The 24030-nt window shown below is 42.2% G+C and carries 24 protein-coding genes; 10 read left to right on the forward strand and 14 right to left on the reverse strand.

Annotated elements, in window-relative coordinates:
- Positions 1–32: 32 nt before the first annotated feature.
- The 5 genes from VC178_RS11270 to VC178_RS11290 are packed head-to-tail and all read right to left on the reverse strand — an operon-like array spanning position 33 to position 5097.
- Positions 33–731 carry a GntR family transcriptional regulator gene (locus VC178_RS11270; RefSeq protein ID WP_323482598.1) on the reverse strand — a complete coding sequence of 233 codons (699 nt, stop codon included), beginning with the start codon at positions 729–731 and terminating at the stop codon, positions 33–35.
- Entirely contained in the window at positions 732–2549 is a 1818-nt protein-coding gene (atzF, locus tag VC178_RS11275; protein WP_323482599.1) for an allophanate hydrolase, read from the reverse strand.
- Entirely contained in the window at positions 2546–3331 is a 786-nt protein-coding gene (locus tag VC178_RS11280) for an ABC transporter ATP-binding protein (protein ID WP_323482600.1), read from the reverse strand. The genes atzF and VC178_RS11280 overlap by 4 nt, the downstream gene beginning before the upstream one ends.
- Positions 3328–4095 carry an ABC transporter permease gene (locus tag VC178_RS11285; protein ID WP_323482601.1) on the reverse strand — a complete coding sequence of 256 codons (768 nt, stop codon included), beginning with the start codon at positions 4093–4095 and terminating at the stop codon, positions 3328–3330. Before VC178_RS11285 ends, VC178_RS11280 begins: the two co-directional genes overlap by 4 nt.
- Before the next feature lie 6 nt (positions 4096–4101).
- Positions 4102–5097, reverse strand: a complete 996-nt coding sequence (locus tag VC178_RS11290) for an ABC transporter substrate-binding protein (protein ID WP_323482602.1) — start codon at positions 5095–5097, stop codon at positions 4102–4104.
- A gap of 208 nt (positions 5098–5305) precedes the next feature.
- Between VC178_RS11290 and VC178_RS11295 the strand changes: the two genes are divergently transcribed.
- The 6 genes from VC178_RS11295 (at position 5306) to VC178_RS11320 (ending at position 10304) form a co-directional block, all read left to right on the forward strand.
- A complete protein-coding gene (locus VC178_RS11295; protein WP_323482603.1) occupies positions 5306–5518 on the forward strand; it encodes a hypothetical protein in 213 nt (70 codons plus the stop codon).
- A gap of 617 nt (positions 5519–6135) precedes the next feature.
- Positions 6136–7098: a tripartite tricarboxylate transporter substrate binding protein gene (locus tag VC178_RS11300; RefSeq protein WP_323482604.1), complete on the forward strand. Its 963-nt coding sequence runs from the start codon at positions 6136–6138 to the stop codon at positions 7096–7098.
- A 31-nt stretch (positions 7099–7129) separates the two neighbouring features.
- Positions 7130–8389 (forward strand): aromatic ring-hydroxylating dioxygenase subunit alpha, encoded by a 1260-nt coding sequence (locus VC178_RS11305; RefSeq protein WP_323482605.1) that lies wholly within the window; start codon positions 7130–7132, stop codon positions 8387–8389.
- Positions 8382–8888: an aromatic-ring-hydroxylating dioxygenase subunit beta gene (locus tag VC178_RS11310; protein ID WP_323482606.1), complete on the forward strand. Its 507-nt coding sequence runs from the start codon at positions 8382–8384 to the stop codon at positions 8886–8888. Before VC178_RS11305 ends, VC178_RS11310 begins: the two co-directional genes overlap by 8 nt.
- Before the next feature lie 20 nt (positions 8889–8908).
- Positions 8909–9886, forward strand: coding sequence for a D-2-hydroxyacid dehydrogenase (locus VC178_RS11315; RefSeq protein WP_323482607.1), 978 nt, complete (start codon positions 8909–8911; stop codon positions 9884–9886).
- A 22-nt stretch (positions 9887–9908) separates the two neighbouring features.
- Positions 9909–10304, forward strand: coding sequence for a RidA family protein (locus VC178_RS11320; protein WP_323482608.1), 396 nt, complete (start codon positions 9909–9911; stop codon positions 10302–10304).
- 746 nt (positions 10305–11050) lie between these two features.
- On the opposite strand, the gene VC178_RS11325 is transcribed toward VC178_RS11320, so the two are convergent.
- From VC178_RS11325 to VC178_RS11365, 9 genes are all read right to left on the reverse strand, one after another.
- A complete protein-coding gene (locus VC178_RS11325; protein WP_323482609.1) occupies positions 11051–11575 on the reverse strand; it encodes an HPP family protein in 525 nt (174 codons plus the stop codon).
- Positions 11576–11703: 128 nt separating this feature from the next.
- Complete coding sequence (locus tag VC178_RS11330) at positions 11704–12297, reverse strand: nitroreductase (RefSeq protein ID WP_323482610.1); 594 nt, start codon at positions 12295–12297, stop codon at positions 11704–11706.
- Positions 12287–12754 (reverse strand): nuclear transport factor 2 family protein, encoded by a 468-nt coding sequence (locus VC178_RS11335; protein ID WP_323482611.1) that lies wholly within the window; start codon positions 12752–12754, stop codon positions 12287–12289. The genes VC178_RS11330 and VC178_RS11335 overlap by 11 nt, the downstream gene beginning before the upstream one ends.
- 36 nt (positions 12755–12790) lie before the next feature.
- The gene (locus VC178_RS11340) at positions 12791–13300 is read right to left on the reverse strand and encodes an HPP family protein (protein WP_216200843.1); all 510 of its coding nucleotides are present in this window, start codon (positions 13298–13300) and stop codon (positions 12791–12793) included.
- Positions 13301–13303: 3 nt separating this feature from the next.
- The gene (gene ybiB / locus VC178_RS11345) at positions 13304–14212 is read right to left on the reverse strand and encodes a DNA-binding protein YbiB (protein WP_323482612.1); all 909 of its coding nucleotides are present in this window, start codon (positions 14210–14212) and stop codon (positions 13304–13306) included.
- Positions 14213–14219: 7 nt separating this feature from the next.
- The gene (locus tag VC178_RS11350; RefSeq protein WP_323482613.1) at positions 14220–17063 is read right to left on the reverse strand and encodes a molybdopterin-dependent oxidoreductase; all 2844 of its coding nucleotides are present in this window, start codon (positions 17061–17063) and stop codon (positions 14220–14222) included.
- Entirely contained in the window at positions 17056–17406 is a 351-nt protein-coding gene (nirD, locus tag VC178_RS11355; RefSeq protein ID WP_323482614.1) for a nitrite reductase small subunit NirD, read from the reverse strand. The genes VC178_RS11350 and nirD overlap by 8 nt, the downstream gene beginning before the upstream one ends.
- Entirely contained in the window at positions 17399–19849 is a 2451-nt protein-coding gene (nirB, locus tag VC178_RS11360; RefSeq protein ID WP_323482615.1) for a nitrite reductase large subunit NirB, read from the reverse strand. The genes nirD and nirB overlap by 8 nt, the downstream gene beginning before the upstream one ends.
- Positions 19846–21141 (reverse strand): CmpA/NrtA family ABC transporter substrate-binding protein, encoded by a 1296-nt coding sequence (locus VC178_RS11365; protein WP_323482616.1) that lies wholly within the window; start codon positions 21139–21141, stop codon positions 19846–19848. Before VC178_RS11365 ends, nirB begins: the two co-directional genes overlap by 4 nt.
- A gap of 150 nt (positions 21142–21291) precedes the next feature.
- Between VC178_RS11365 and cobA the strand changes: the two genes are divergently transcribed.
- From cobA to VC178_RS11385, 4 genes are all read left to right on the forward strand, one after another.
- Positions 21292–22095 carry a uroporphyrinogen-III C-methyltransferase gene (gene cobA, locus VC178_RS11370; protein ID WP_323482617.1) on the forward strand — a complete coding sequence of 268 codons (804 nt, stop codon included), beginning with the start codon at positions 21292–21294 and terminating at the stop codon, positions 22093–22095.
- Positions 22096–22161: 66 nt separating this feature from the next.
- Positions 22162–23022, forward strand: coding sequence for an ABC transporter ATP-binding protein (locus VC178_RS11375; RefSeq protein ID WP_323482618.1), 861 nt, complete (start codon positions 22162–22164; stop codon positions 23020–23022).
- Between the two features lie 214 nt (positions 23023–23236).
- The gene (locus VC178_RS11380) at positions 23237–23668 is read left to right on the forward strand and encodes a PAS domain S-box protein (protein WP_323482619.1); all 432 of its coding nucleotides are present in this window, start codon (positions 23237–23239) and stop codon (positions 23666–23668) included.
- A gap of 1 nt (position 23669) precedes the next feature.
- Complete coding sequence (locus VC178_RS11385) at positions 23670–23948, forward strand: CbiX/SirB N-terminal domain-containing protein (protein ID WP_323482620.1); 279 nt, start codon at positions 23670–23672, stop codon at positions 23946–23948.
- Positions 23949–24030: the final 82 nt, after the last annotated feature.

Raw genomic sequence — 24030 nt, forward strand, 5'->3', positions numbered from 1 at the left:
AGGATGCATGTTGATTATGGAAAGCAATTTTTTTAGCCGACCGCTTGTTTCCTGGCATCTTGTAACATTCCTAAGGTAATTTTTCTTACCTCAATCTTGCTTTGTTCGATATGTGCCTTTAGCAATCTTTGAGCCTCAGCAGCTCTACCCGCCAAGATCGCCTTAATAATTTGACCATGCTCATCATAGGTATTGTTGATACGATCATTTTTTGTGAAGTCTAGCCTTCTAACAATCTTGATGCGTTCAGTTATCTCTGAATGTGTTTTAAGCATCTCTTCATTTCCAGATGCCTTAACTAATAAAGTATGGAATTGCTCATCGAGTATTCCGACTTCTAAAGTATTAAAGTTTCGCTTTGATTTAGGGGCTAGCCAGATTTTTTGCAGCTCCTTAAAAATTTGACTATCTCTATTTGAGTTACACAATGCTTTAACAGCATTTGATTCAATTAAAATTCGAAAGTCATATAGCTCATCAAGCTTGTCAAAATCTAAAGGGGCAACTTGCCAGCCGATCTTAGGAATGGCTTTAATAAAACCGCCATGTTGTAATTGTTGAAGCGCTTGACGTAAGGGGGTTCTACTGACATCTACAAGTTTGGCAAGATTACCTTCGGAGATTAGATCGCCAGGCATCATTTCAAAATTAAAGATTTTTTGCTTAATTTCAGCGTAAGCATGCTCTGCCAGACTAGAGAACTCACTATTCATTGGTATAACAAATGGCATTTATTGCTGCCCTCCTAATTGATGCATATACGCTTTCCAGCCACCCAGATCACTAATATCTTTTGCTCCTTCGATTGCATAGGGTTCGCAAATAAAACCCTTTACCCATGAGCCATCATCCAATTCAATATTACCAAGACCTAGTGGTGCTGGGATGAGTCCTAGGAATGATCCCACTTCAGATGCTGGCATTGCATAGACCTCTAGATCAATTGCGGCTCCATTGGTCTTGGCTTTTACTAGCCCAGGTTTTGGTGGAGTGGTATTGGGGAGCGCAAAGAGCCGATAGGACTTGGCTGATTTACAGGATTTGATTAAATGGGCATGCCTCTCAGTTAACTGAGAATGCAAAGGCATCCCTTGAAGGTGCGCTCCAACCACAGCAATTTCTATACTGTCTTTATTGTGGCCGCTAATGGTGAGTTCAGTATGGGTTGCCTTGACATCAGATTTGCCCAGAGACAGACCAAATAAGATCTGCCATTGTGCTGCCAGTTTGAGCAGGGCAGTATCTGAGCCTTCTTGTGCTATCAGAGTGATCCCAAAGGGCATGCCTTTATCTGTAAATCCAGCAGGTACTGCAACGGCACATAGACGCATGAGATTGACGTAATTGGTATACATTCCCAGTTCACTGTTTTTCAAAATAGGATGGTTTTTTAAATCCTCTAAGGTAGGATGATTAGGGGCGCTTGGCACCAAAATAACATCACATTTTGCCCAAGACTTTTTAGCTTCAATTTCTAACTCTTTTAATTGATAAATTGCCCTAAAGCCTTGTGCTGCTGTGTATGCTGCACCACTTTGAATAATCTGCTTCACACTGGGATCGAAAGAATCTGGATTAGTATTTAGAAAATCTTCTGTAACTGCAAAACGCTCAGATACCCAGGGACCATCATATAAAAGCTTTCCAGCTTTAACAAAAGGATCAATATCTACTTGAACAAGCTCAACGTCCAGGCCCTTTGCGTTCTCAATGGCTTTAGCAAAAGCTTTTTGATACTGGCCATCATCTAAAAATTGACAGCTGATAGGAATGCCTATACGAGTGGGTCTTCTAAAGTTGGAGACTAGTTTTGGGATTGGATGGAACTGCGCCTCATTGACCCTATCAAGTTCAGTAGATTTCATAACATCAAGAACAATATCGGCATCAGCAGCAGTGAGCGTCATGATGGATACGCAGTCAATTGACTTGCATGCTGGAAATACACCCTCAGTGCTTACCAATCCAGGGGTGGGTTTAGTGCCAACGATATTGTTAAATGCCGCAGGAATTCGGCCAGATCCAGCAGTATCAGTGCCTAGGCTAAAGCAAACTAAGCCTCTTGCAACTACTGAAGCGGAGCCTGAGCTAGAGCCACCACTGACATAAGTGGGATCAAACGTATTAGGCACAGCGCCATAAGGTGAGCGAGTTCCAACTAAGCCAGTAGCAAATTGATCTAAATTTGTTTTACCAATCAAGATGGCACCAGCATCAATTAACTTTTGTACTACTGTCGCATTCTTTTTAGGATCAAAGGCAAAGTCAGGACAAGCTGCAGTTGTTTCCCAGCCCAGCGCATCAATATTGTCTTTAATGGCAAATGGAATACCGTATAGCGGCAAGTTAGCGATCGTTTTTTCTTTCGCCAGCAACTCCAGATTGTTTAGCTGTTTACTAATATTGCTATCAGTGGCTACGCAAATCCAGGCTGGGTCTTTAGTTTCATGAAAGTGACTGCGAATAACATCTAGTAAGGCAGGAATATGCTTTTGTGGAGAAATCTCTCCAGCTTGATAGCGGTGAAGTAACTCTTTAATGGTAATCACGCTCTCATCTCCCGTTGGAATATTTCCAATGCCAATGCTTTTGTTTTAATAAATTCTGCCTCACTGACACTCTCAGGTGATCTAGGTTTCGCCATGTCAAACGTGAGGTATTCAGCAATGCGAGTAGGCCTGCGAGTTAACAATAAAATCTTGTCTGCTAAAAAGACTGCATCTTCCAGATCATGAGAGACGATCATCATCGTCACACCAGTACTTAAATTGGCCTCTTGTAACTTAGCTCTGATGAATAGAGTCATTTCAAAATCTAAAGCGGAGAAGGGCTCGTCCAAAAATAGAATCTCTGGATTTGGAGCTAAGGCTCTCATGATGGAGACAGTTTGCATCTGACCGCCAGACAGCTCATAGGGATAGAGATTGAGATTAAATTTAATCTCAAATAAAGCGACTAGTTCATCAACTCGGGCTTTAACTTTTTCTTTAGACATACCACTGCGTTTAAGCGGGTAGGCAATGTTGTCCCATGAACTCATCCAAGGAAAGAGGGCGTCGCGATAATTTTGAAACACGTAGCCAATAGTTGTCTTATCTAAGGTTTTGCCGTCAAACAGAACTTCCCCTGAATCAATTGGCATCAAACCAGAAACCATATTGATTAAAGTTGATTTTCCGCACCCATTAGGGCCAAAGATCGAGACAATCTTTCCTTTAGGAATATCTAAATTAAAGTTGTCGTACAGGACGGCACCATTAAAAGACTTATCTAGACCGCGGATAGTAACGTGGGTTCCTATCTCTGCAGGAAATTCAAGAACGGTACTCATGCTTTTCCACCCCAATGAACAATACGCTTTTCTGAAATCAGAAATAAAAGATTAAGACCATAGCCAAGAGCGCCAGTAATGAGAATCGAGCTATACATCTCTTTGACATTGAAAACTTGCTGCGCATCGATGATGCGATGACCTAGGCCATTTTCAGAGCCAATAAACATCTCCGCCACGATCACAATCACTAATGCCATCGACACCCCCATTCGCAAACCTACAAACGTCTGGGGCAGGCTCTCCATGAGCAGTACATCTTTGAAGATAAAGCGAGTGGGAATCCCCATTGTTTTGGCGGCGTTTACACGAGTCTTTTTCGCATTCATCACGCCATAGGCGCTATTAAACAGAATGACTAATACAGCAGCAAAAGCTGCAATCGCAATCTTATTAATATCAGTAATGCCAAAAATCAGCATAAAGAGAGGAATCAAGGCAGATGAAGGCGTGGACCTAAAGAAGTCAATCAAGAATTCGACGCTACGATAAATCTTTTCATTGCTACCCAAGATAATGCCTAAAGGAACCCCAATCGCAGTGGCAATTGCAAAAGCATAAAAGGTGCGCTTAATCGTGGCGAATAAATCACCAAAGATAGCGCCACTCATAAAAGAATCTGCCATATAAGCCAAGGTTGCCCCAGGTGGTGGCAGCAAGATTGGCTTTGCCCACTTTGCCTCCAAGATCAGGCTCCACAGCAGCAAAAGTGCAATGGGCCCAATCAATGGAAGAAGTTTCTGAAGGTGCTCTTTATTGATCATGAAATATTAGCCGCCGTAGATGAGGGGTTTAACATCCACAACCTTGGAGAAAATCTTACGATCCGTAAAGACGTCGAAGTATTTCTGGAAGTAGGCAATATCACTAGGTTTAAATTCGTTAAACATCACAAAATTTGCTAAAGGCACTTCTTTAACAACCGCCTCTTCAATCGCAGTAAAGCCATCAAGTGATTTTCTAGATTCCTCTGGATTCTTGCGGACAAAATCTACTCCCTTGGCATAGGCAAGAATGTATTTCTTCACATCAGTGGGGCGCTCTTTAATTAAGGTAGTAGTTAAAGATGCAGATCCACCAAACCAAGGCGCCATTGGATCGCCGAGCATATATTTAGAAATCACACCCGCCTCTAATACCCGTGAAACACCCTTTACCTTGCCAATCGTGCCAGATGGCTCAAGGGTATAAACCGCATCAATTTGGCCGGCTGCTAGAGCTGGAATATGTTGGCCTACAGGTAACTCAATTGGTTGAACATTTGTTAGGCCATTTTTTTCAAGAATGATTTTGGTGAGGGTTACGTTCTGAATACCAGGACCGCAGCCGAACTTAACATCTTTTGGAAGATCTTTAATGGCCTTTACTTTGCTATCTAGTGGTACCAAAACTTCATCTAATACATATTTGGCATTTGAAGGGTTAGAACAAATGATCTTAAATAGATTTGGTGAGGAAATTTCAGCAAGGGCCAACGCTGCAGAGGCTGTACCGTTTGCAGAGCCCTGTATGCGACCAGCAATCATTGCTTCGGCTATTTGGTTTGGGCTGGCAAACTTCACGCCTTCAACATTAAGACCAACCTCTTTAAAGTAGCCTTTTTCTAGGGCTACATAAAAAGGTAGTCCGCTAGCGATAGGCCAGTAACCAATCTGAATTTTGTCATCAGCTGCTCTGGCAAATGATGGGATAAGGCTTGAGGCTGCTGTAATAGCACCCACTTGTAATAACTGACGACGTCCAATGCTAAATGTGCTCTTGCTCATGTGAAAGGCTCCTTAGGGTTAACAAACGACAATTGGTGTACTTGCTTGTATACAAGTTTGCCTATCAGTCATTACTTGGAATAACTGCCGCGCACTAATTGGATGCAAAAAAATGACGAATTGCACCGAAAATGTGCAGTTGCCAGAGGGACTTGCTTTTAATCAGCCTAGATTATGGATATGCCCATTTAAAAATGAGGAGTTAGTTATGAATATCTATGTAACTAGAAAAATCTTAGCCAGATTGCGCAGAAATGATGGAACGGATAAAGGTTGTGTACCTTTATCTCCAGGTAAGTACCAAGCAAATAAAACTAGTGATGGTGCTTTAGAAATCTTGCAAGGAAGCAATGAGCCCTTATATCTGCTCCCATTTGTATGGTGGGAAAGAATGGAGATGGGCGAGATTGTGATCTCTTAAAAGAGTGTCACGATGAAAGGGCATCACATTATCTTTTCGCAATAAAGCATTAGCTGTGCTTTACTTAGACCCTTACTTAAAGTAACGCTCACTCACCCAAAAGTACTTTGGAGCAACGAAGTGTTAGATGGCTGCTCTAAAATCCTTTGGTTTTGAAAACCAAAGAGTGAGAGAGCTCTTTTAGTACATGCGTGAATTTGCTTACACATTTGCTTGCACACCGACACTGACCACCCGCAGACCCCCTGTTTATATGGCTCTATCATGGGCTTCTGCTCTCATAACCAGAGAACCTAAACAGGACCTAAACATCACAAAAAGCCAGCTTTTGAGACTAAAGGTGAGGTTTGGTCATTTGAGCGTTACTTAAAGTAACGCTGGGGGTGCTCGAAAGTGTGTAGGTGATTACTGCACATTTTCTATGGTTGATACCAATAGGTTCTGGTTTGAGGGGCTACTTACCATTAATAAGCAAGCATCACGATTCATCATTCTGTGCATAAGAGTCTATTTTAGATTATTCAGCATCCTTTTGGGGCATGAACTAATTTACCAATCAACAAACTTCGAATACGATGTATTTTCATCTAGATCCTTTAACCTTTTTGGACGCCAATATGAAATTATTATCACTAGTAGGCTCGGCCCTAATATTTTTCCTATCATGCGATGCCCATTCGCAAACTTATCCGACAAGACCTATTGTGATGGTGGTGCCCTATGCGGCTGGGGGCAGTAGCGATAAGTTAGGCAGGTTACTTGGGATCAAAATGTCTGAGGTGTTGGGTCAAAACGTTGTTATTGAACTAAGGCCTGGTGCTGGCGGCAATATAGGCGCCGAATATGTTGCAAAACAAGCTAAACCGGATGGCTATACATTTTTATTCGGCGCTAGCAGTCTAGCCTCAAATGTATCTTTAATGAAGTTAAATTTTGACCCAAGAAAAGATCTGACACCCATTTCAGGAGTTACAACGATTCCGAATTTAGTAGTGACGTCCGCTGAATTTGGGCCTCAATCTTTCAAAGAGTTAGTAGTGCTCGCCAATAAAAATCCTGGTACTGTTACCTACGGATCTTCCGGCCCAGGTACGGGCAGTCATCTTTCAGGAGCGCTACTGACAAGTAGCTATAACGTACCATTGACTCATATTCCATATAAAGGCAGTGGCGCTGTCTATGCCGATCTTATACCTGGAAGAGTCTCCATTCTATTTGACGCCATAGAATCAGGTATGAATCAAGTAAATGGTGGAAAGGTAAGACCTCTTGCAATCACATCCGCTAAACGTTCGCCTTCTCTGCCAGATGTTCCTACTATTGCTGAATCCGGTTTTCCTGGTTATCGTATGAGCACGTGGTTTGGTTTTTTTGCCCCAGCAGGAACACCCCCTGACATTATTGAAAAATTAAACAACGCGACTGTTAAAGCGTTAGAATCTCCTGATATAAAGGAGCATTTATTACGCAGTGGTTCTGAGCCAATTCCTACTAAGTCAGCTGAATTTGGTAAGTATTTTCAAGCTGACGTTGAACGCTGGAAAACTCTAGTAGACACAGGTAAGTTATCTCCACTTTAAATTTTTATCAACATCGACAGAGGGGAATTTTTTGAGTCAAGCAAAAGATCTGCAGCCGATTAAAGAAATTCTTAAATGGCCGAGAGCAGACGTAACACGTGTTCCTTTAAATATTTTTAGCAACACTGATATTTATAAGTGGGAACAAGATCTTATTTTCCGAGGACCTACTTGGAGTTTTTTGTGTCTTGAGTCCGAAATTGCTAATGCCGGTGATTTTATTACTACCAAAATTGGCGAGACCTCGATTATTGTAATCCGCACCTTTGAAGATGGCATCAATGCCTTGGTGAATAAATGTGTTCATAAAGGTTCAATCATCTGCTATGAGCCGTGTGGGAATCGAAAAAATAGTACTATTGTTTGTCCTTACCATAACTGGGTGTACGAATTTGATGGCAAATTAAAGGCGGTTGCATTTGAAAAGGGTATTCAAGGCAAGGGTGGGATGTCCGAAGAATTCGATAAAAATGAACATCGATTAAAGCGACTGCGAGTCGCAACTATAAACGGATTAGTATTTGGATCCTTCTCGGAGGATGCGCTTTCTCTAGAGGATTATTTGGGGCCTACAATGGTCGCCCATATGAAAAGAACCTTATATGGCACACCTAAAATTCTTGGTCGTTATAGCCAAGTGATGCAGAACAATTGGAAGTTATATGTTGAAAATAGTCGAGACAACTATCATCCCAGCCTATTACATGGATTTTTTTCTACCTTCAAGCTAAATCGCTTATCAGCAGAGGGTGGCACATTACAAGATGAACACTCACGCCACCATATTTCCTTTACAAAACGCTATACGGATGTAGGCGATGCTGTATACGACTCAGGCATGATTCGTGCGATGAAAACTGATTACGGCCTTGAAGATCCGTCATTGATTGATCAATGGATGGAATACGACGATCAAATCACTAACTCGATTCAAAGTATTTTTCCAGGTTTTGTACTTCATCAAATTCTCAACTCTATTGCGACAAGACAAGTAATCCCACTTGGTCCTAATAAATGTGAGCTCATCTGGACTCTATTGGGATTTGAAGAAGATACTGAAGACCAAAACTACACTCGGATGAAGCAAAGTAATTTAGTTGGTCCTGGCGGTTTAGTCTCTATGGAGGATGGGGCGATTGGGGCCTTCGTAGAAAAAGGAATTAAAGGTGATACAGATGAATATGCTGTTATAGAAATGGGTGGTACGGGTGTCGGCGGAATGCCAACACGTGCAACTGAAACTTCTGTGCGCGGGTTTTGGAAATACTACCGGGAGTTACTAAATGTCTAATGTGATCTCTAGCAATGCAGACCTGCAGCTCGATCAAAACACAAAAGATGCAATTAGTAGGTTGTTAGTCTGTGCAGCACATTCAATAGATAATAATTTACTGGAGAATTGGCCCCAGTGTTTTATGGACAATGCAACTTATAAAGTACTTACCAGGGCAGATTTTGATTTGGGCAGAAAAGTAGGGGTATGGTTTTGTGACTCTAAAGCAATGTTAGTAGATCGCGTAAATTCAATTCGTTCAGTCAATGTATTTGAACCTCATGTATATCGCCATATTCTTGGCACATCCGAAGTGACTCAGTACAAAGATAAAAAATATAGCGCTCAAACAAATTATGTAGTCATTCGCACAATGTATGACGGTGACATGGCAACATTTTCTGCTGGACGTTATGTCGATGAAATAATAATAGAAAATGGAACTGCATTATTTCAGTCGCGCACTGTAGTTACTGACTCAGTTCGTTACGATACTATGGTTGCACTACCCCTTTAAATTTTTTACTTACTCAATATATGTATAGGCTTCATCTAGAAAGTAGTAAAAAAAGAAATCCACTTTTTCACTTAACAGAAGATGCTTGGAATTTAGCCTCTAAACGACATCCTGAGCTTTCGTCAAAGATCGCCGTCAGTATTGGTTGGGATGGAGATATTTTAGAAAAGTCTTTGTGTGATGCTCAAGGAATAATTGTTGGTCCACTAAATAAAGAGTTAATTGCAACTGCCCCTAAATTAGAGTGGATTCATACCACTGGCGCCGGAGTAGATCATCTCTTCCCCATCGATTGGCTGCCAACAAGAATTTTAGTAACTAATAGTAGTGGTATTCATGCTGATAAAACTGAAGATTTTATTAGCATGGCATTACTCATGCTACATAATCGAATTCCACAGATTATTGCCGATCAAGCAAAGCGGCAATGGAAAGCCCCCTATCAATTCAATATTAAAAATAAAACTGTGGCGGTGCTCGGCTTTGGTGATCTTGGACAAGCTGCCGGCAGAGGTGCCAAACGCTTAAATATGAATGTTATTGCAATTACCAGGACAGGGAAACCTCAATTGACTGCAGATAAGACTGTGGCTATCGATGACTTAGATAGCATTTTACCGACAGTTGATTTTTTAGTTATTGCAACTCCTCTTACAGCACAAACAAAAAATATAATCGATAAGCGTAGATTAACTCTATTACCTCCTGGCTCAGGTGTTATCAATATCGGTAGGGCAACTGTCATGGATAATGAAGCACTTAAAGAGTCTCTTATCCATCAGCATTTAAGCGGGGCTATTCTCGATGTTTTTGAGCTTGAGCCTATTCCTGAAGACGCTGATATCTGGGCTGTGCCAAATCTATTGATTACTCCCCATATTTCCTGTGACTCTCCCGATTACATACAGCGCGTCTTGGATTTATGGTTTGAAAATTTTGCGAATCTCTTGCATAAAAAAGCGTTTAAAAATATAGTAAATCGCAATTTAGGCTATTAACTTAGATCAAATAAAGGCTCTTATGTCCGAACTTATTTTTCATATGATTAATGGTGCTCCTGATCCAGTAGCTCCTTTTAGTCATGCTGTTGAAGCTAATGGCTTTGTTTTTGTAACAGGTCAAATGCCTTTTGAGGGCATTTCCAATACTTCTAATTATCCAGAAACTATTGAGGATCAAACCCATCAAGTAATGAAGAACTTAACAACAGTACTTCAGGGCGTAGGAATTAATCTTTCGCATGTCGTTTCCGTCAGAATTTTCCTCACCCATTTCCGCGAAGATTATGAAAAAATGAATGCAGTTTATGCTGGTTACTTTCCTGCAAATAAAAGGCCCGCAAGGACTTGTGTTGGGGTAAATGGATTAGCAAGAGATGCACGCATTGAGATTGATATGATTGCTAAAAAAAATTAACCTTATCCTTTATAAAATTGGAGAGTAGGAAAAATCCCTAAAAATAAGGTAACTATAAAGTTCGAATCCTAAGCTAGCTACTATTTATTCTTAAAAGTCATTGCACAGTTTATTACATAGCACTATTTTTATGCTACAAGTCAAAGAAATATATTGACTCTCGAGTGGTAACGAATTCTTTAAAGATGTGGGTCGCCCAATCGAATCTTGCTATCTGAGAAGGCCTCCGCTAAAGTCTAGATGCGATTCTTAGTTGCAATCACCAAATCAAGCGTTACTTTAAGTAACGCTCACTCACCAAAAAGTACTTTGGAGCAACGAAGTGCTAGACGGTTGCTCCAAAAATCCTTTGGTTTGGAAAACCAAAGACCGATAGATTACTTCCTTTAGATTCGTGAATTTGCTTACACATTTGCTTGCACACCGACACTGACCACCCGCAGACCCCCTGTTTATAGGGGTCTACCTTGGGTGTCTGCTCTCATAACCAGAGAACCTAAACTCGACCCAAAATTCATAAAAAGAAAGCTTTTGAGATAAAAGGTGAGGTTTGTCTTTTCAGGAAGGTTATAGTAAGTTGTGCGAGAACGTCTCCTCAAGCTCCTGCAAATTCATGCCCGCCTACACAGCGGGTATTTTTTTAGGCGTTACCTTAAGTAACGCTGGGTATGCTCGAAAGTGTGTAGGCGACTACTACACAGTTTACCGATTGGCAAGACTAGATATATCAATTCAAGCTTATAAATTCATTTTTTAATAAGTGGAAACTTCTCTAAGGTTTTATTGAAAAAATAAACTGCTACGAGCAATATAAGAACATCAATTGCAATTGGATCAAAAGCTAAGGTGTAGTCTCTCAATCTCTCGCTAATAATCATAAATGGCAACATAATTGCTGGAGGGTGTAAGCATTCAAGTGCCAGCATGAGAAAGAAGCTAATTACAAAGGCAGCAATCATTACCCATTGGGCATAGTCAAATACATATACAAATGCAAAACCAATAAGCGAACATAGAAGATATGACTGAAAAATTACGCTAGCAGAAGTCATTTTCTTGCTTGGCATTGTAAATATCATTAATGCACTAGCGATGAATGGCGCAAGCAGTAGCAAATTTTCTTTATCTAAGAGATGGTTAACCAATGATAGGATGCAGATAGTAGTTGTCGTGCCTATGGTAATGATGAATTGCTGCGTAAGAGAAAATTCGGAGGGGGGTGGCTTGAGTACCTCATAAAGCTTATGGCACCAGATTTTTAATTTATTCATTAATCTATCGAGTAATTATTTAATAGTAGATAGCCACTAATTTAAACGATTTAATTTAATTTAGTTTTGGTGGTGCGAGAGTTATTAAACAAATTTTGTTGTCAAATATAGAAACTGGGCTATTCTGTTTAAAATATTGATGTATATGAGCTGGCATCTGGCCTATCTTTATTAGGCTTATGGGTTGAGATGGTTCCGATGGTTATGAAACATAAGGGCTGCTCTTTCTCTTTTAATAAAAATAACTCTCTCATTTTTTGACTATAAAGAGCCTTGCCGCTCGAAAGTCCAGATCCAAATCCCAAAGCATTGGCCATTAATAAAACATTCTGAATTGCACATCCCGCAGAGATGATTTTTTCTTGTTCGGGAATATTATCTAGCTCATTATTGAGATTGACGGTTGCCAATAGCAGCAAGGGACCTCGAAAAGCTTTCTGCCTAGCTTCATCAACCTGAGTTAGAGTTGCGCCTGGGTCTCTTGCGATGAGAGCATCGGCAAATAAGTCGCCTAGCAAATTACGACTTTTGGAACTTACTTCATAAAAGTGCCAGGGCGTTATTTTTCCATGATCAGGGGCAGCTCCTGCAGCATTTAGGATTTCCAATTTCTGAAATGGGCTTGGACCAGGATCAATTAGCCTTTTAGGTGAAACATGCTGGCGACTATGGATTAGTCCATGTGCAAAGCTGCCGAGCGAATCTAAATTACTAGAAGCCAAAATGACTCAGCCCTGGGTGATCATCCGGCCTTCTTCCAAGGGGCCAAAAGAATTTTCGATCTGATTCTTTAATAGGCAAATCATTAATGCTAGCAAAACGTCTCATCATGAAGCCATTTTCATTAAACTCCCAATTTTCATTTCCAAAGCTACGACTCCAGTTGCCGGAATCATCATGACATTCGTAAGCAAAACGAACAGCGATACGGTTATCTGTAAATGCCCATAATTCCTTAATTAATCGGTAGTCAAGCTCCTTCGCCCATTTTCGATGGAGAAACTCTTTTACCTGTTCGCGACCTTTAGGAAATTCAGATCGATTTCGCCAAATGGTATCTTCGGTGTAGACCAAGGAAACTTTTTCAGGATCTCTGGTATTCCAAGCATCCTCAGCCATTCGAATCTTTTGGATAGCGGTTTCATAATTAAAGGGGGGTAATGGTGCTTTTTGTTCCATGGCTCTCTCTGTTTAATTTTAAATATTTGATCCCAACTACCCCCAAACGCTCCAGTCATTTGATTTCGGGGAGGGCTCGTTCCATTTCACTGGGTAATGCAGCGCTTTGCCAGGCGTTAAACGACTCCAGATGGCTGCTACTACTGCAAGAATCGTAACGCTTACTAAAACAACCACTATGAGATGGCCAAAGCCAGCGTGCGCCTGAATCATAATCAGTGGATTAGCTCCCGCTGGTGGATGTACGGTTCGCGTTAATAATAGGATGCATAAAGTAATTACCTCTGCCAATAAGTAAACCCATAATGCGTCCTCAAAAAGTTGATAGCAAACTACTCCAATGAGGGCGCTGATTAAGTGACCACCAAATAAGGCTCGTGGTTGTGCCGCGGGAGCACCAGTTAAGCCAAATAGAAATATTGTTGAACCGCCTAGGGAGGCAAGTAGTAATGGGGTTGTCGGTGGTTTAGTAGCAAGCAGGGCCAAGCCAAGCGCAACGATTGCTCCCAATGAAACCCATGCCAAACGTTTAACTATTCTAAGCATGGCTTAGTGTAATCCAGCCATCGTCGATATTTGGGTAGCTTGTCTTAGGATTGAGTTTGGACATATGACTTGTCCGGAGAGAATTTGCTGGGTAATGGATGCTGTTGATATGGCATTAATTTCTATAAATGGGCTAGGATCTTCGAATCGCTCTTCTTGACTAGTAACTTCATTGCCATTTGGAAATAAAAAATGCATTTCAGGTAATCGTTGTAGGGAGGCAGTGGGTTCACCCTCGCTTCCTCTCATCAAAATTGCATTTGCTGAACGAAGTTGAAAAAACTCCCGCAATTTTTCTGGGTATTCTGGATGAGTGTAATTGGATACTTGCCAAGGGCTCTGAAGAGTTGGATTAATGAGTTTTGCAAGGACATGACCAGTATTCCGTAGGCCTATTCTTTCTCTGACGTCTAACAATCTTTGCAGCGCTGGGGAAATAACATTGAGGGGGCAAAAAATTGGCTGATTGGAATTTAGGAGGGTGCCAAATTCCTCCTTAGTGTGAAGAATTGGCCACCCAAGCGATTTAAAAATTTCATGGCTCGTTACCCTGCTTGGATCTTTCTCCACTCCCTGCACAAGAACGGTAAAACCATAAGTAGAAAGCATTCCGGCAAGAAGTGGTGTGAGGTTTGCCTGTTTTCTGGCTCCGTTATAGCTTGGTAAGATTATGGTTGTACGAGAGCCTAGGTTGAGTAAATTTAGATGTGGTTCTAAAGCATCCATAAAGCCCATTAGCTCAGATACTGCTTCACCCTTGATACGCATAGCAATACAAAAAGCACCTAACTCAAGATCGCTTACGTTGCCCTCTAGAATTTGAGCAAATACTTCTTTGGCTTGATTACGATCAAGATCGCCAGCGCCTTTACTACCTCGGCCAATGACCTTTAGGAATGATGTGATGCTCATTACAAGATTATGCAGCTACTTCTACTTGCTTGAGAAAGTTCGCAATAATTTGCTTGACTTCGGGTTTGCAAGAGCCGCAATTGGTTCCACATTGCGTTGCAGATTGAAGTGAGTTCATTGCATCATCAAAGGAAGTTCCTGCTGGCATTTTGCTTAAGCATTGCGTCATTGCGTCCGCAGAAACATTAAAACAGTTACAAATTGCCTTACCTTTGGACTTAATTTCCACAGGAGGTTTGCTGACGGGCATCAATAGAGATCGACCGAGCGTTTTTGCATCCAAGCCGCTTTCTAGGTACTCTCTTAGCCAGGCAGTACTTGCTAGACTATCTACGGAACCAGTGAGCATTGCAGATAAAACTTTCTCGTGAGCACGTACGAGCCGCACAATGCCTCTGCGCTTATCGCTATAGCGCATTACCGGCTCACCAGATCCCTCATCCAATTTAAATTTTTGCATCACTTGCTTTAAAGCTTGTGCGGCAAGAGATTCAGATTCTTCAAGAGGATCATCGTGGTGGGCAGCTTTGAATGAAACTCCAATAAGGTCGCCATCTTGCTCTCTACCAAATAAGACGCATTGGGCCGAGTCAAAATGAGGCAAGATACTGCGCAAACTGTTTTGAACAGAAAAGACTTCCTCTTTCGGGAATAGGCCGAAGGCAACGAGTTGCCATGGAAGATTTGCTGGCAAAATTTTGACGGCTGAATGCTTTAATTCTGGCTGACCTGATATAGGATCAATCACATTGCAAGTAAGTCCATTAACTCCGCGGCCTGGTGTTTTACCAGCAGCGCCTGAAATAAACTCAGAACCCCAGTGCATCGCAATAAAGGCTTGCGAGGAGGCAATATCATCTGAAACTTTAATTGGAAAGATTTCGCTGCCTCTGCGACTAGTGACATGAACTAAATCACCATTTTCTAGATTCATCCTGCCGGCATCTTTGGGTGATAGCTCTACACAAGGCTCGGGTGAGTGCCCATAAAGCGTACCAATGGTTCCGGTTCTACTCATGCCGTGCCATTGGTCTCGCAGGCGACCGGTATTTAGGGCAAAAGGATAGCGAGCGTCAACGGATTCTGCAGTTGCCTTATAAGGCGCAGCGATAAAGTGCGCTTTCTGATCTTTAGTGGGGAAGATACCATTTTCATAAAGTCGCTTTTTGCCAAAGTAAGACCCTTTTGGCATTGGCCATTGTTGTGGTCCACGATCCTCAAGAATTTGATAGCTCAAGCCAGTGATATCGAGATCACGACCAGCTGTACTTTCGCGATGTTCATTCCAAATATCTTCTGATCCAGCATAAGGGAAAAGCGTAGCAATTCCATCTTTTCTGTTTCCTGGAAGTAGCGCTTCTAGAGCACATCCAATCTGTAAAGCAATCTGCCAATCATGTTTTGCAGATTCAAAGGGATCAATTGCGGGATTGACTTTGGAGATGCGACGCTCTGAATTGGTAACGGTCCCTACCTTTTCTGCCCAGGTAGTAGCGGGCAATAAAACATCTGCATACAGAGTCGTTGCTGTATGTGCATATGCCTCCTGAACAACGACAAATTCTGCCTTACTCAATCCCTCATGAATAGCATTGAGATCAGGCATGGATTGTGCCGGGTTTGTACAGACGATCCAAATAGCCTTAAGCTTTTCAGTGCGTAATGCTTCAAACATAGGAATAGCGCTAAGACCTGGTTTTTCGGGAACGGAGTGGACGCCCCACAAGTTAGCGACTTCTGCGCGGTGCTCTGGATTGGCAAGATCGCGATGTGCAGATAATAGGTTGGCCAAGCCTCCAACTTCTCGGCCGCCCATTGCATTAGGTTGCCCTGTCAAAGAGAATGGACCTGCACCAGCTTTGCCTATTTGACCAGTAGCCAAATGCAGATTAACTAAAGCCGCATTCTTGGCGGTGCCTGATGCTGATTGATTTAATCCTTGGCAATACATCGATAAGGTTGCAGGTGAAGTAGCAAACCATTGCGCTGCTTGGAACAAGTCTTTTTCGTTAATGCCACAAATCTGACTCACTGCCTTAGGCGTGAAGTCCCTTACCAGATCACGCAGAGCATCAAAACCTACTGTGTAAGAGTTGATATAAGACTCATCAATCCATTTTTCCCAGAGCATTATGTAAAGCATGCCGTGATACAGCGCCACATCAGTACCGGGCTGTATCTGTAGGTAGAGATCAGCTTCTTTAGCGGTATCAGTTTTTCTGGGATCAACAACAATAACTTTGAGGTCTGGATTATTTTTACGGGCATCCTCAAGACGTCTATACAGAATTGGGTGAGCAAAAGCAGTATTAGATCCTGTAATAAAGATCGTGGATGCCGAATCTATATCTTCATAGCAGCAGGGTGGGGCGTCCATCCCCAAAGTTTGCTTGTAGCCAGCTACTGCGCTAGACATGCATAGGCGTGAATTGGTATCAATATTATTGGAGCCAATTAAGCCCTTCATTAACTTATTGAAGATGTAATAGTCTTCGGTCAGTAATTGACCAGAGACATAAATACCAACGGACTCTGGGCCATGCTCTTTAATGATGTCGGCAAATTTTTGGGCAACAGTTTGAATTGCTTCAGGCCAAGAAATATCTATCGGATCTTCGCCTCTTGCCTTGCGGATTGCTGGTGAACCTAGCCGGGCTTGTAGCTGAAGGCTTGGGTTTGCAGTGAGATGGAGGGTAGAACCCTTGCTGCAGAGTCTGCCAAAGTTTGCAGGGTGATCAGGATCACCGCGAACCCCAGTGACTTCGATCTTCCTATTACTTGCAGCTGTAGTTTCAATAATGACACCACAGCCAACACCACAATAGCAACAGGTGCTTTTAACTTCAGCCATGTGTGGTTTGTAATTCCTCGCGGCTTAGCCAAACCACACTAGACTCAACTTTGACTGCAAAGGATTTGGCACAGCCCTCATCCGGAGCAACGGCGCAGCCAGTGGAAAGATCTATATTCCAGGAGTGCAGTGGACAGGTTACAGATTTACCATGAACAATACCCTGTGAGAGAGGGCCACCCTTGTGTGGGCACTTATCCAATACGGCAAATACTTCGTCTTCTGAATTTCTGAAAATTGCAATTTGACCAGCAGGTGCTTGAATGACCCGAGACCCTAGAATGGGAATCTCATCAACTGTTGTGATTTTCTGCCACTGATCAAGTTGGGTGGTGTTAGACATTGCCAACCTCAACAATCGGAATAGTTTTAAATTGACGAATATCTACACCGGCACGTTCAAATTCCTTCCAAGGGTCTGGAGCATCCTTTAGATCAAATAAGAGTCTTTCATAAAGGGCTTTACGGCTTTCTGAATCTTCGACTACCTTTTGCTTTATGTATTCCATGCCCACTCGTGCCAAATAGTGAACGGTACGATCAAGATACCAAGCTTCTTCACGGTATAACTGCAAGAAAGCGCCTGAATACTCTCGTACTTCTTCATCTGTTTTGACTTTACAGAGAAATTCCGCTACTTCAGTTTTAATGCCGCCGTTTCCGCCAATATAAAGTTCCCAGCCAGACTCAACGCCAATAATGCCAACGTCTTTGATGCCGGCTTCTGCACAGTTTCTGGGGCAACCTGAAACGGCAAGCTTTACCTTATGAGGGGCGTACATGCCAAACAGCATGCGCTCAAGCTCAACACCCATTTTCATGGAAGACTGGGTACCAAAGCGACAATGTTCATCGCCAACACATGTTTTTACTGTACGAATAGACTTACCGTAGGCATGACCTGATGGCATATCTAATTCCTTCCATACTGCTGGAAGATCATCCTTTTTGATGCCAAGCAAGTCGATGCGTTGACCGCCAGTTACTTTTACTGTTGGTACTTGATATTTCTCAGCAACGTCAGCAATTCTGCGTAGCTCAGCAGGAGTGGTTAGTCCACCAAACATCCTGGGTATTACTGAGTAGGTACCATCTTTCTGAATATTGGCATGTGCACGCTCATTAATGAAGCGAGACTGTGGATCATCTTTTGCCTCATGTGGCCATGTAGAAATTAGGTAGTAGTTCAGGGCAGGGCGACAAGTCGCACACCCGTTGGGTGTTCTCCAGCTTAGTTCAGTACGAACTTGCTCTTGGGAAATTAAGTGCCCTGATCTTATGGCTTGACGGATTTCGTCATGAGAAAGATCGGAGCATCCGCAAATTGATTTTTTGCGGGGAGTTGCGGAGTAATCTGTACCCAAGACATTCATGAGTACTTGTTCAACAAGTCCAGTACATGAGCCACAGGAACTACTAGCCTTAGTACACTTCTTCACTTCATCTAATGTAAAGAGACCTTGTTCACGAATAGCTTTAACAATGGTACCTTTTGTCACACCATTACATCCGCAGATTTCATCTGCATCGGTCATGCCAGCAGCTTTATTGTGACCTTGGTGACCAACGTCACCGATATTGGATTCGCCAAACATCAACGTGTCACGAATTTCTGCAACGCTTTGTGCGTCACGCATGAGTTTGAAATACCAAGTGCTATCTGCTGTATCTCCAAACATACAAGCACCAATTAAACGATCATCTTTAAGAACTAATTTTTTGTATACGCCGCCAATAGGATCAGCAAGCGTGATTTCTTCTGTGCCTTCGCCCCCCATAAAGTTTCCAGCGGAGAAGAGATCGACACCAGTTACTTTCAGTTTTGTTGAGGTGACAGAGCCTTCATAACGACCGATACCGTATTCAGCTAGATGATTGGCACAAACTTTAGCTTGCTCAAATAAGGGGGCAACTAAACCATAGGCTGTGCCGCGGTGACTTGCGCATTCTCCAACAGCATAGACTCTTGGATCAAAAGTTTGTAATGTATCGTTCACAACAATACCGCGTTGACAATGAAGTCCTGCAGATTCAGCTAAAGCGGTGTTAGGTTTAATACCCGCCGCCATAACAACTAAATCAGCAGGTATTTCTAGGCCGCCTTTAAAGCGAATTGAGCCTACTCGATCTCCAGCTGCGTTGGGAGAAATTGCTTCAGTAGAAGTTTTCAGTAAAAACTTGAGACCTTTTTCTTCCAAGGATTTTTGTAGTAAATCAGCAGCTGTTTTATCTAACTGCCTTTCCATTAACCAGTCGGCAAGATGCACTACAGTCACACTCATGCCTCTTAGGGCTAGGCCGTTAGCAGCTTCAAGACCTAGTAAGCCACCCCCAATCACAACGGCATTTTTGTAGCGTGTTGCTACATCGATCATCTCATTAGTGTCTTTAATATCGCGGTATGCGATAACACCAGGCAAATCATTTCCGGGTACTGGAAGAATGAAAGGGAGTGAACCGGTAGCTAAAAGTAATCGGTCATATTTTTCAACTGTGCCATCATCAGCAGTAACCGTTCGCTCCTTGCGATCGATCTTTGTAATGGTTTTACTGAGATGAAGATGAATACCATTGCTCTTGTACCAATCTAGGTCATTTAAAACAATTTGCTCAAGCGTCTGCTCGCCAGCCAATACTGGAGACAGCAGAATACGGTTGTAGTTAGGGTGGGGTTCAGCACCAAAAACAGTGATGTCATAAAGCTCTGGATCGAGCTTTAATAGTTCTTCGATGGTCCGAACACCGGCCATCCCATTGCCAACCATGACGAGTTTTTGTTTTTTCATGCTTTAATCTTGAAGCTATCAGCGTAAGCCGCTGGGTTAGAGCCATTCCATACGACCCCATCAAATAGTTTGCTCGAACGCACATCACTTTTAGGTAATGGTGTTTTTGAGGCCGTAGCAGCATCTTTATAGATGGCGATATTGTTTACTTTTTTGGCGACCGCTAAATAATCTGGATGCTCTTTCAAAAGGCCCCAGCGCTTATGTTGAGTCATAAACCACATACCATCGGAGAGATAAGGGAAGGTTGCTAAACCATCGTTATAAAACTTCATAGCATGAGGGTCATCCCAAGTTTTGCCAATACCGTTGTTATAGCGACCCATCATGCGATCTTGAATAACGTTGATATCAGTATTGACAAAAGATGGTGCAGACACTACTTCAGCAGTTTTATGTTTATTACTTGTGGATGAGTCAATATATTTTCCGGCCTCTAGAATAGCTGCTGTAACCGCTCGACAGGTGTTTGGATATTTCTTAGCAAAGTCAGAAGTTGTACCTAAGGCTTTTTCTGGATGATCTTGCCAAATGGCTTGAGTAGTGATTGCTGTAAAGCCAACATCATCAAAGATTGCACGGGCATTCCAGGGTTCACCTACACAGTAGCCGTCCATATTGCCGCTTCGCATATTGGCTACCATTTGTGGCGGTGGAACAGTGATGATCTTCGCGTCTTTGAATGGGTTAATACCGTAGTTTGCAAGCCAGTAATAGAGCCACATAGCATGCGTTCCAGTTGGGAAAGTTTGCGCAAAAGTATAGTCACGCTTTTCTTTATCAATCAGTGACTTCAGACTGGCGCCATCTGTTACCCCTTTTTTATTGAGCGCCTTAGACAATGTTATTGCCTGACCATTATTGTTGAGGGACATGAGGATAGACATATCTTTTTGTTGGCCGCCAATACCCATCTGCAAACCATAGACTAGGCCATAAAGAATGTGGGACATATCGTTCTCACCATTGATGAGCTTGTCACGGATGGCTGCCCATGATGCTTCTTTAGTTGGGATGATCTTGACACCGTATTTTTTATCTAAACCAAGGTAATTAGCCATCACAACTGATGAGCAGTCGGTAAGAGCGATAAAACTCACCTTTACATCAGTTTTTTCAGGAGCATCAGAGCCTGCAGCCCATGCGCCAGCTTTAATCATTGGGTCAATTAGAGACAAAATGCTGGCCGAGCCAATACCTTGAATCAGTTTGCGTCGAGTGGAATTAGCATCTGAAGTCGTTGAAATAACAGCCTTTGGTGCTATTGGATTAACTTTAGTAATTTTTTTCATTCTGGGCTCCTTTGGTCGATAACTAACGATAAGGAATTTTTAATAAATGAAATTAGGCTAGCGCTCAATAATGGTGCACTAATTAAATCTATGAACTCTTTTGGCTCACTTATAAGTTTTGGAATCATTGCAGACTGTTACAAATGAGTCATGGAACAAATTGCACCAAGAACAGTTAAACCACCCAAATTAAACAGGGCGCAGCCTGGTGTGTACCTTATTGGTGCTGGGCCTGGTGCCGCTGATCTCATTACCGTGCGTGGTGCAAGAATTTTGGCGGATGCAGATATTGTTTTTTACGATGCTCTCATCGATGTTTCAATGTTAGCGTGGTGTTCTAGCACTAAATTGGTGCAAGTTGGGAAAAGATGTGGTGCCCATTCTAGTTCTCAACACTTTATTAACAAGCAATTGGTGGACGCTGCTAGCAAGTATTCAGTAGTGGTGCGCCTCAAGGGCGGGGACCCACTGATTTTTGGTCGCGCACAGGAGGAAATTGACGCCCTTGAGAAAGCAAGTGTGCGCTATGAGATCGTTCCAGGAATCACCACTGCCTTAGCAGCCTCAGCAGAATTAAAGCAACCCCCAACTACAAGAGAATTAAGTCGGACCCTGACTTTAACTACTCTGCCCGGTCGTTGTGCTCATGAAGATCATAAAACCGCTATCTACTATATGGCGCGCGATCAGTTATCTGAGGTTGCCGCAAGCTTGATTGCTCAAGGCTATTCAGTAGATACCCCTGTTTGCTTGATGGAGTCAGTCAGCCTTCCAACCCAACGTAGCTTTGGCTGCACTTTAGATGAATTGCGCTTTGGTGATGTACATCATTATTTTTTAGATAAGCAACCTGTTGTGGTGATGGTCGGAGAAGTTTATAGAAAAAAACTTCAGACACTCATCCCGTTAATTGAGTCACAAAATCCTTTCAACTTATTGCAAGTAGCATCTTAATTGTTTGATAGGAGCTACAAATGAATTCATACCCCCTATTTCATACTCTGCGCCATCTTTTGTGTGATGACTAAAAATACTTTTCTCAAAGTTTCAAACCTTGGTAAGTCATATAAAGCTGACGCACCACCAGTATTTGAGGGTATCGATTTTGAAATCGAGCGCGGCGAGTTTGTTTGCATTATTGGCCACTCTGGATGTGGCAAAACTACTATCCTGAATGTATTGGCAGGTCTTGAAGAGGCAACTACTGGCGATTCAATCATGCTTGGAAGGCGCATTCAAGGCCCTGGTTTAGAGCGTGGTGTTGTTTTCCAAGGGCACGCATTAATGCCTTGGATGACGGCATTGCAGAACGTAGCTTTTGCTGTGAAGTCAAAGTATCCTGACTGGTCAAAAGTACAAATCACTGAGCACTCTAAAAAATATCTAGAGATGGTAGGTTTGGTCAACGCTGAAAATAAGAAGCCTTCAGAATTATCTGGTGGCATGAAGCAAAGAGTTGGTATTGCAAGGGCCTTTGCAATTGAGCCAAAAATGCTTTTGTTAGATGAGCCATTTGGCGCATTAGATGCTCTCACACGTGGAGTAATTCAGGATGAGCTGCTCAAAATTTGTAGTGAAACTAAGCAAACTGTGTTCATGATTACGCATGATGTAGATGAGGCAATCCTGCTCTCAGACAAAATAATGTTGATGAGCAATGGACCTAATGCTCGTATTGCAGAAATCGTAATCAATACCTTACCCAAAGGAAGAAAGCGAGCTAATTTACATCATGACCCAATGTATTACCCCATGCGAAATCACCTAGTTGATTTTTTAGTCAATCGCTCAAAGGATTTACAGATAAAAGGTGCTAAGGGTGAATTAGATGGTTATAAGCCGCTTATCATATTGCCAGGTATAGATACACCTATTACGTAATAATTTAATAGAAAAATTTGACTGATAAGAAAATGGCCTAGTTGCAAATTATTTCTTACAAGAACTAAAGAACGAGGAGTTTAGTCATAGCATTATTGGCGCTATCGAGCTCTCAATAAATGTATAGACTGAGTCTCATCTTAAAGGTAATTATGTTGAGGTAGTTTTTCTTGCGTTATTCTTAGGTGTAAGTCATTTAGCTAGGAAATAACTAATGCTGATTCCCATCGACTTTAAAGCGCTCTTAAGCCATATTGGCGAAGCAGTGATTATTTCGGATCGAGATGAGCATATCTTGTTTTGGAATGCATCTGCGCAACGTATTTTTGGCTATAGTCCAGAAGAAGCTTTAGGGAAAACACTCAGCATCATTACACCTGAGCGTTTTAGGGAGCGTCACTCTAAGGGCTACTTTCATACGATGGAGACTGGTAAAACTAAGTATGGCAACACCTTACTGCGCGTTCCAGCACTTCATCAAGATGGGAGATCAATATCTATTGCCTTTTCAGTCACCATGATTTTGGATGACCAGGATCAGCCGATTGCGATTGCCGCTATTATTCGCGACGAAACTGAGCGATTCCAAGAGGAGCGTAAGCTCAAGGAAAAATTAGCAACTCTTGAGAAAGATACTCAGGCTTAATATGAAAGCGATTATTTTTTTCGGGCATGGTGCGCGTGATTTGCGTTGGCGTGAACCTTTTGATCGTTTAGTTACCTTATGGTGTGATCAATACCCCAAAACTCCTGTTGAGCTTGCTTTCTTGGAGCTTATGCAACCTTCTTTATCTGACGCTATCAAAAAAATTGTTTTAAAAGGTGTCAAGGACATTGTAGTTATCCCGGTTTTTTTTGGACAAGGTAGCCACTTACGTAATGGTCCGTACCGGACACATGGTTTACATCCGGTACCGACCACATAGTTTACAGTTGCCGTTCACCCCAATACTTTGGGACCAAATGGATTCTCTAGGGCACTAACTTTATGAGATTCCATATCAAAGT

Source organism: Polynucleobacter sp. AP-Sanab-80-C2, assembly GCF_035012965.1.
Classification (GTDB): domain Bacteria; phylum Pseudomonadota; class Gammaproteobacteria; order Burkholderiales; family Burkholderiaceae; genus Polynucleobacter.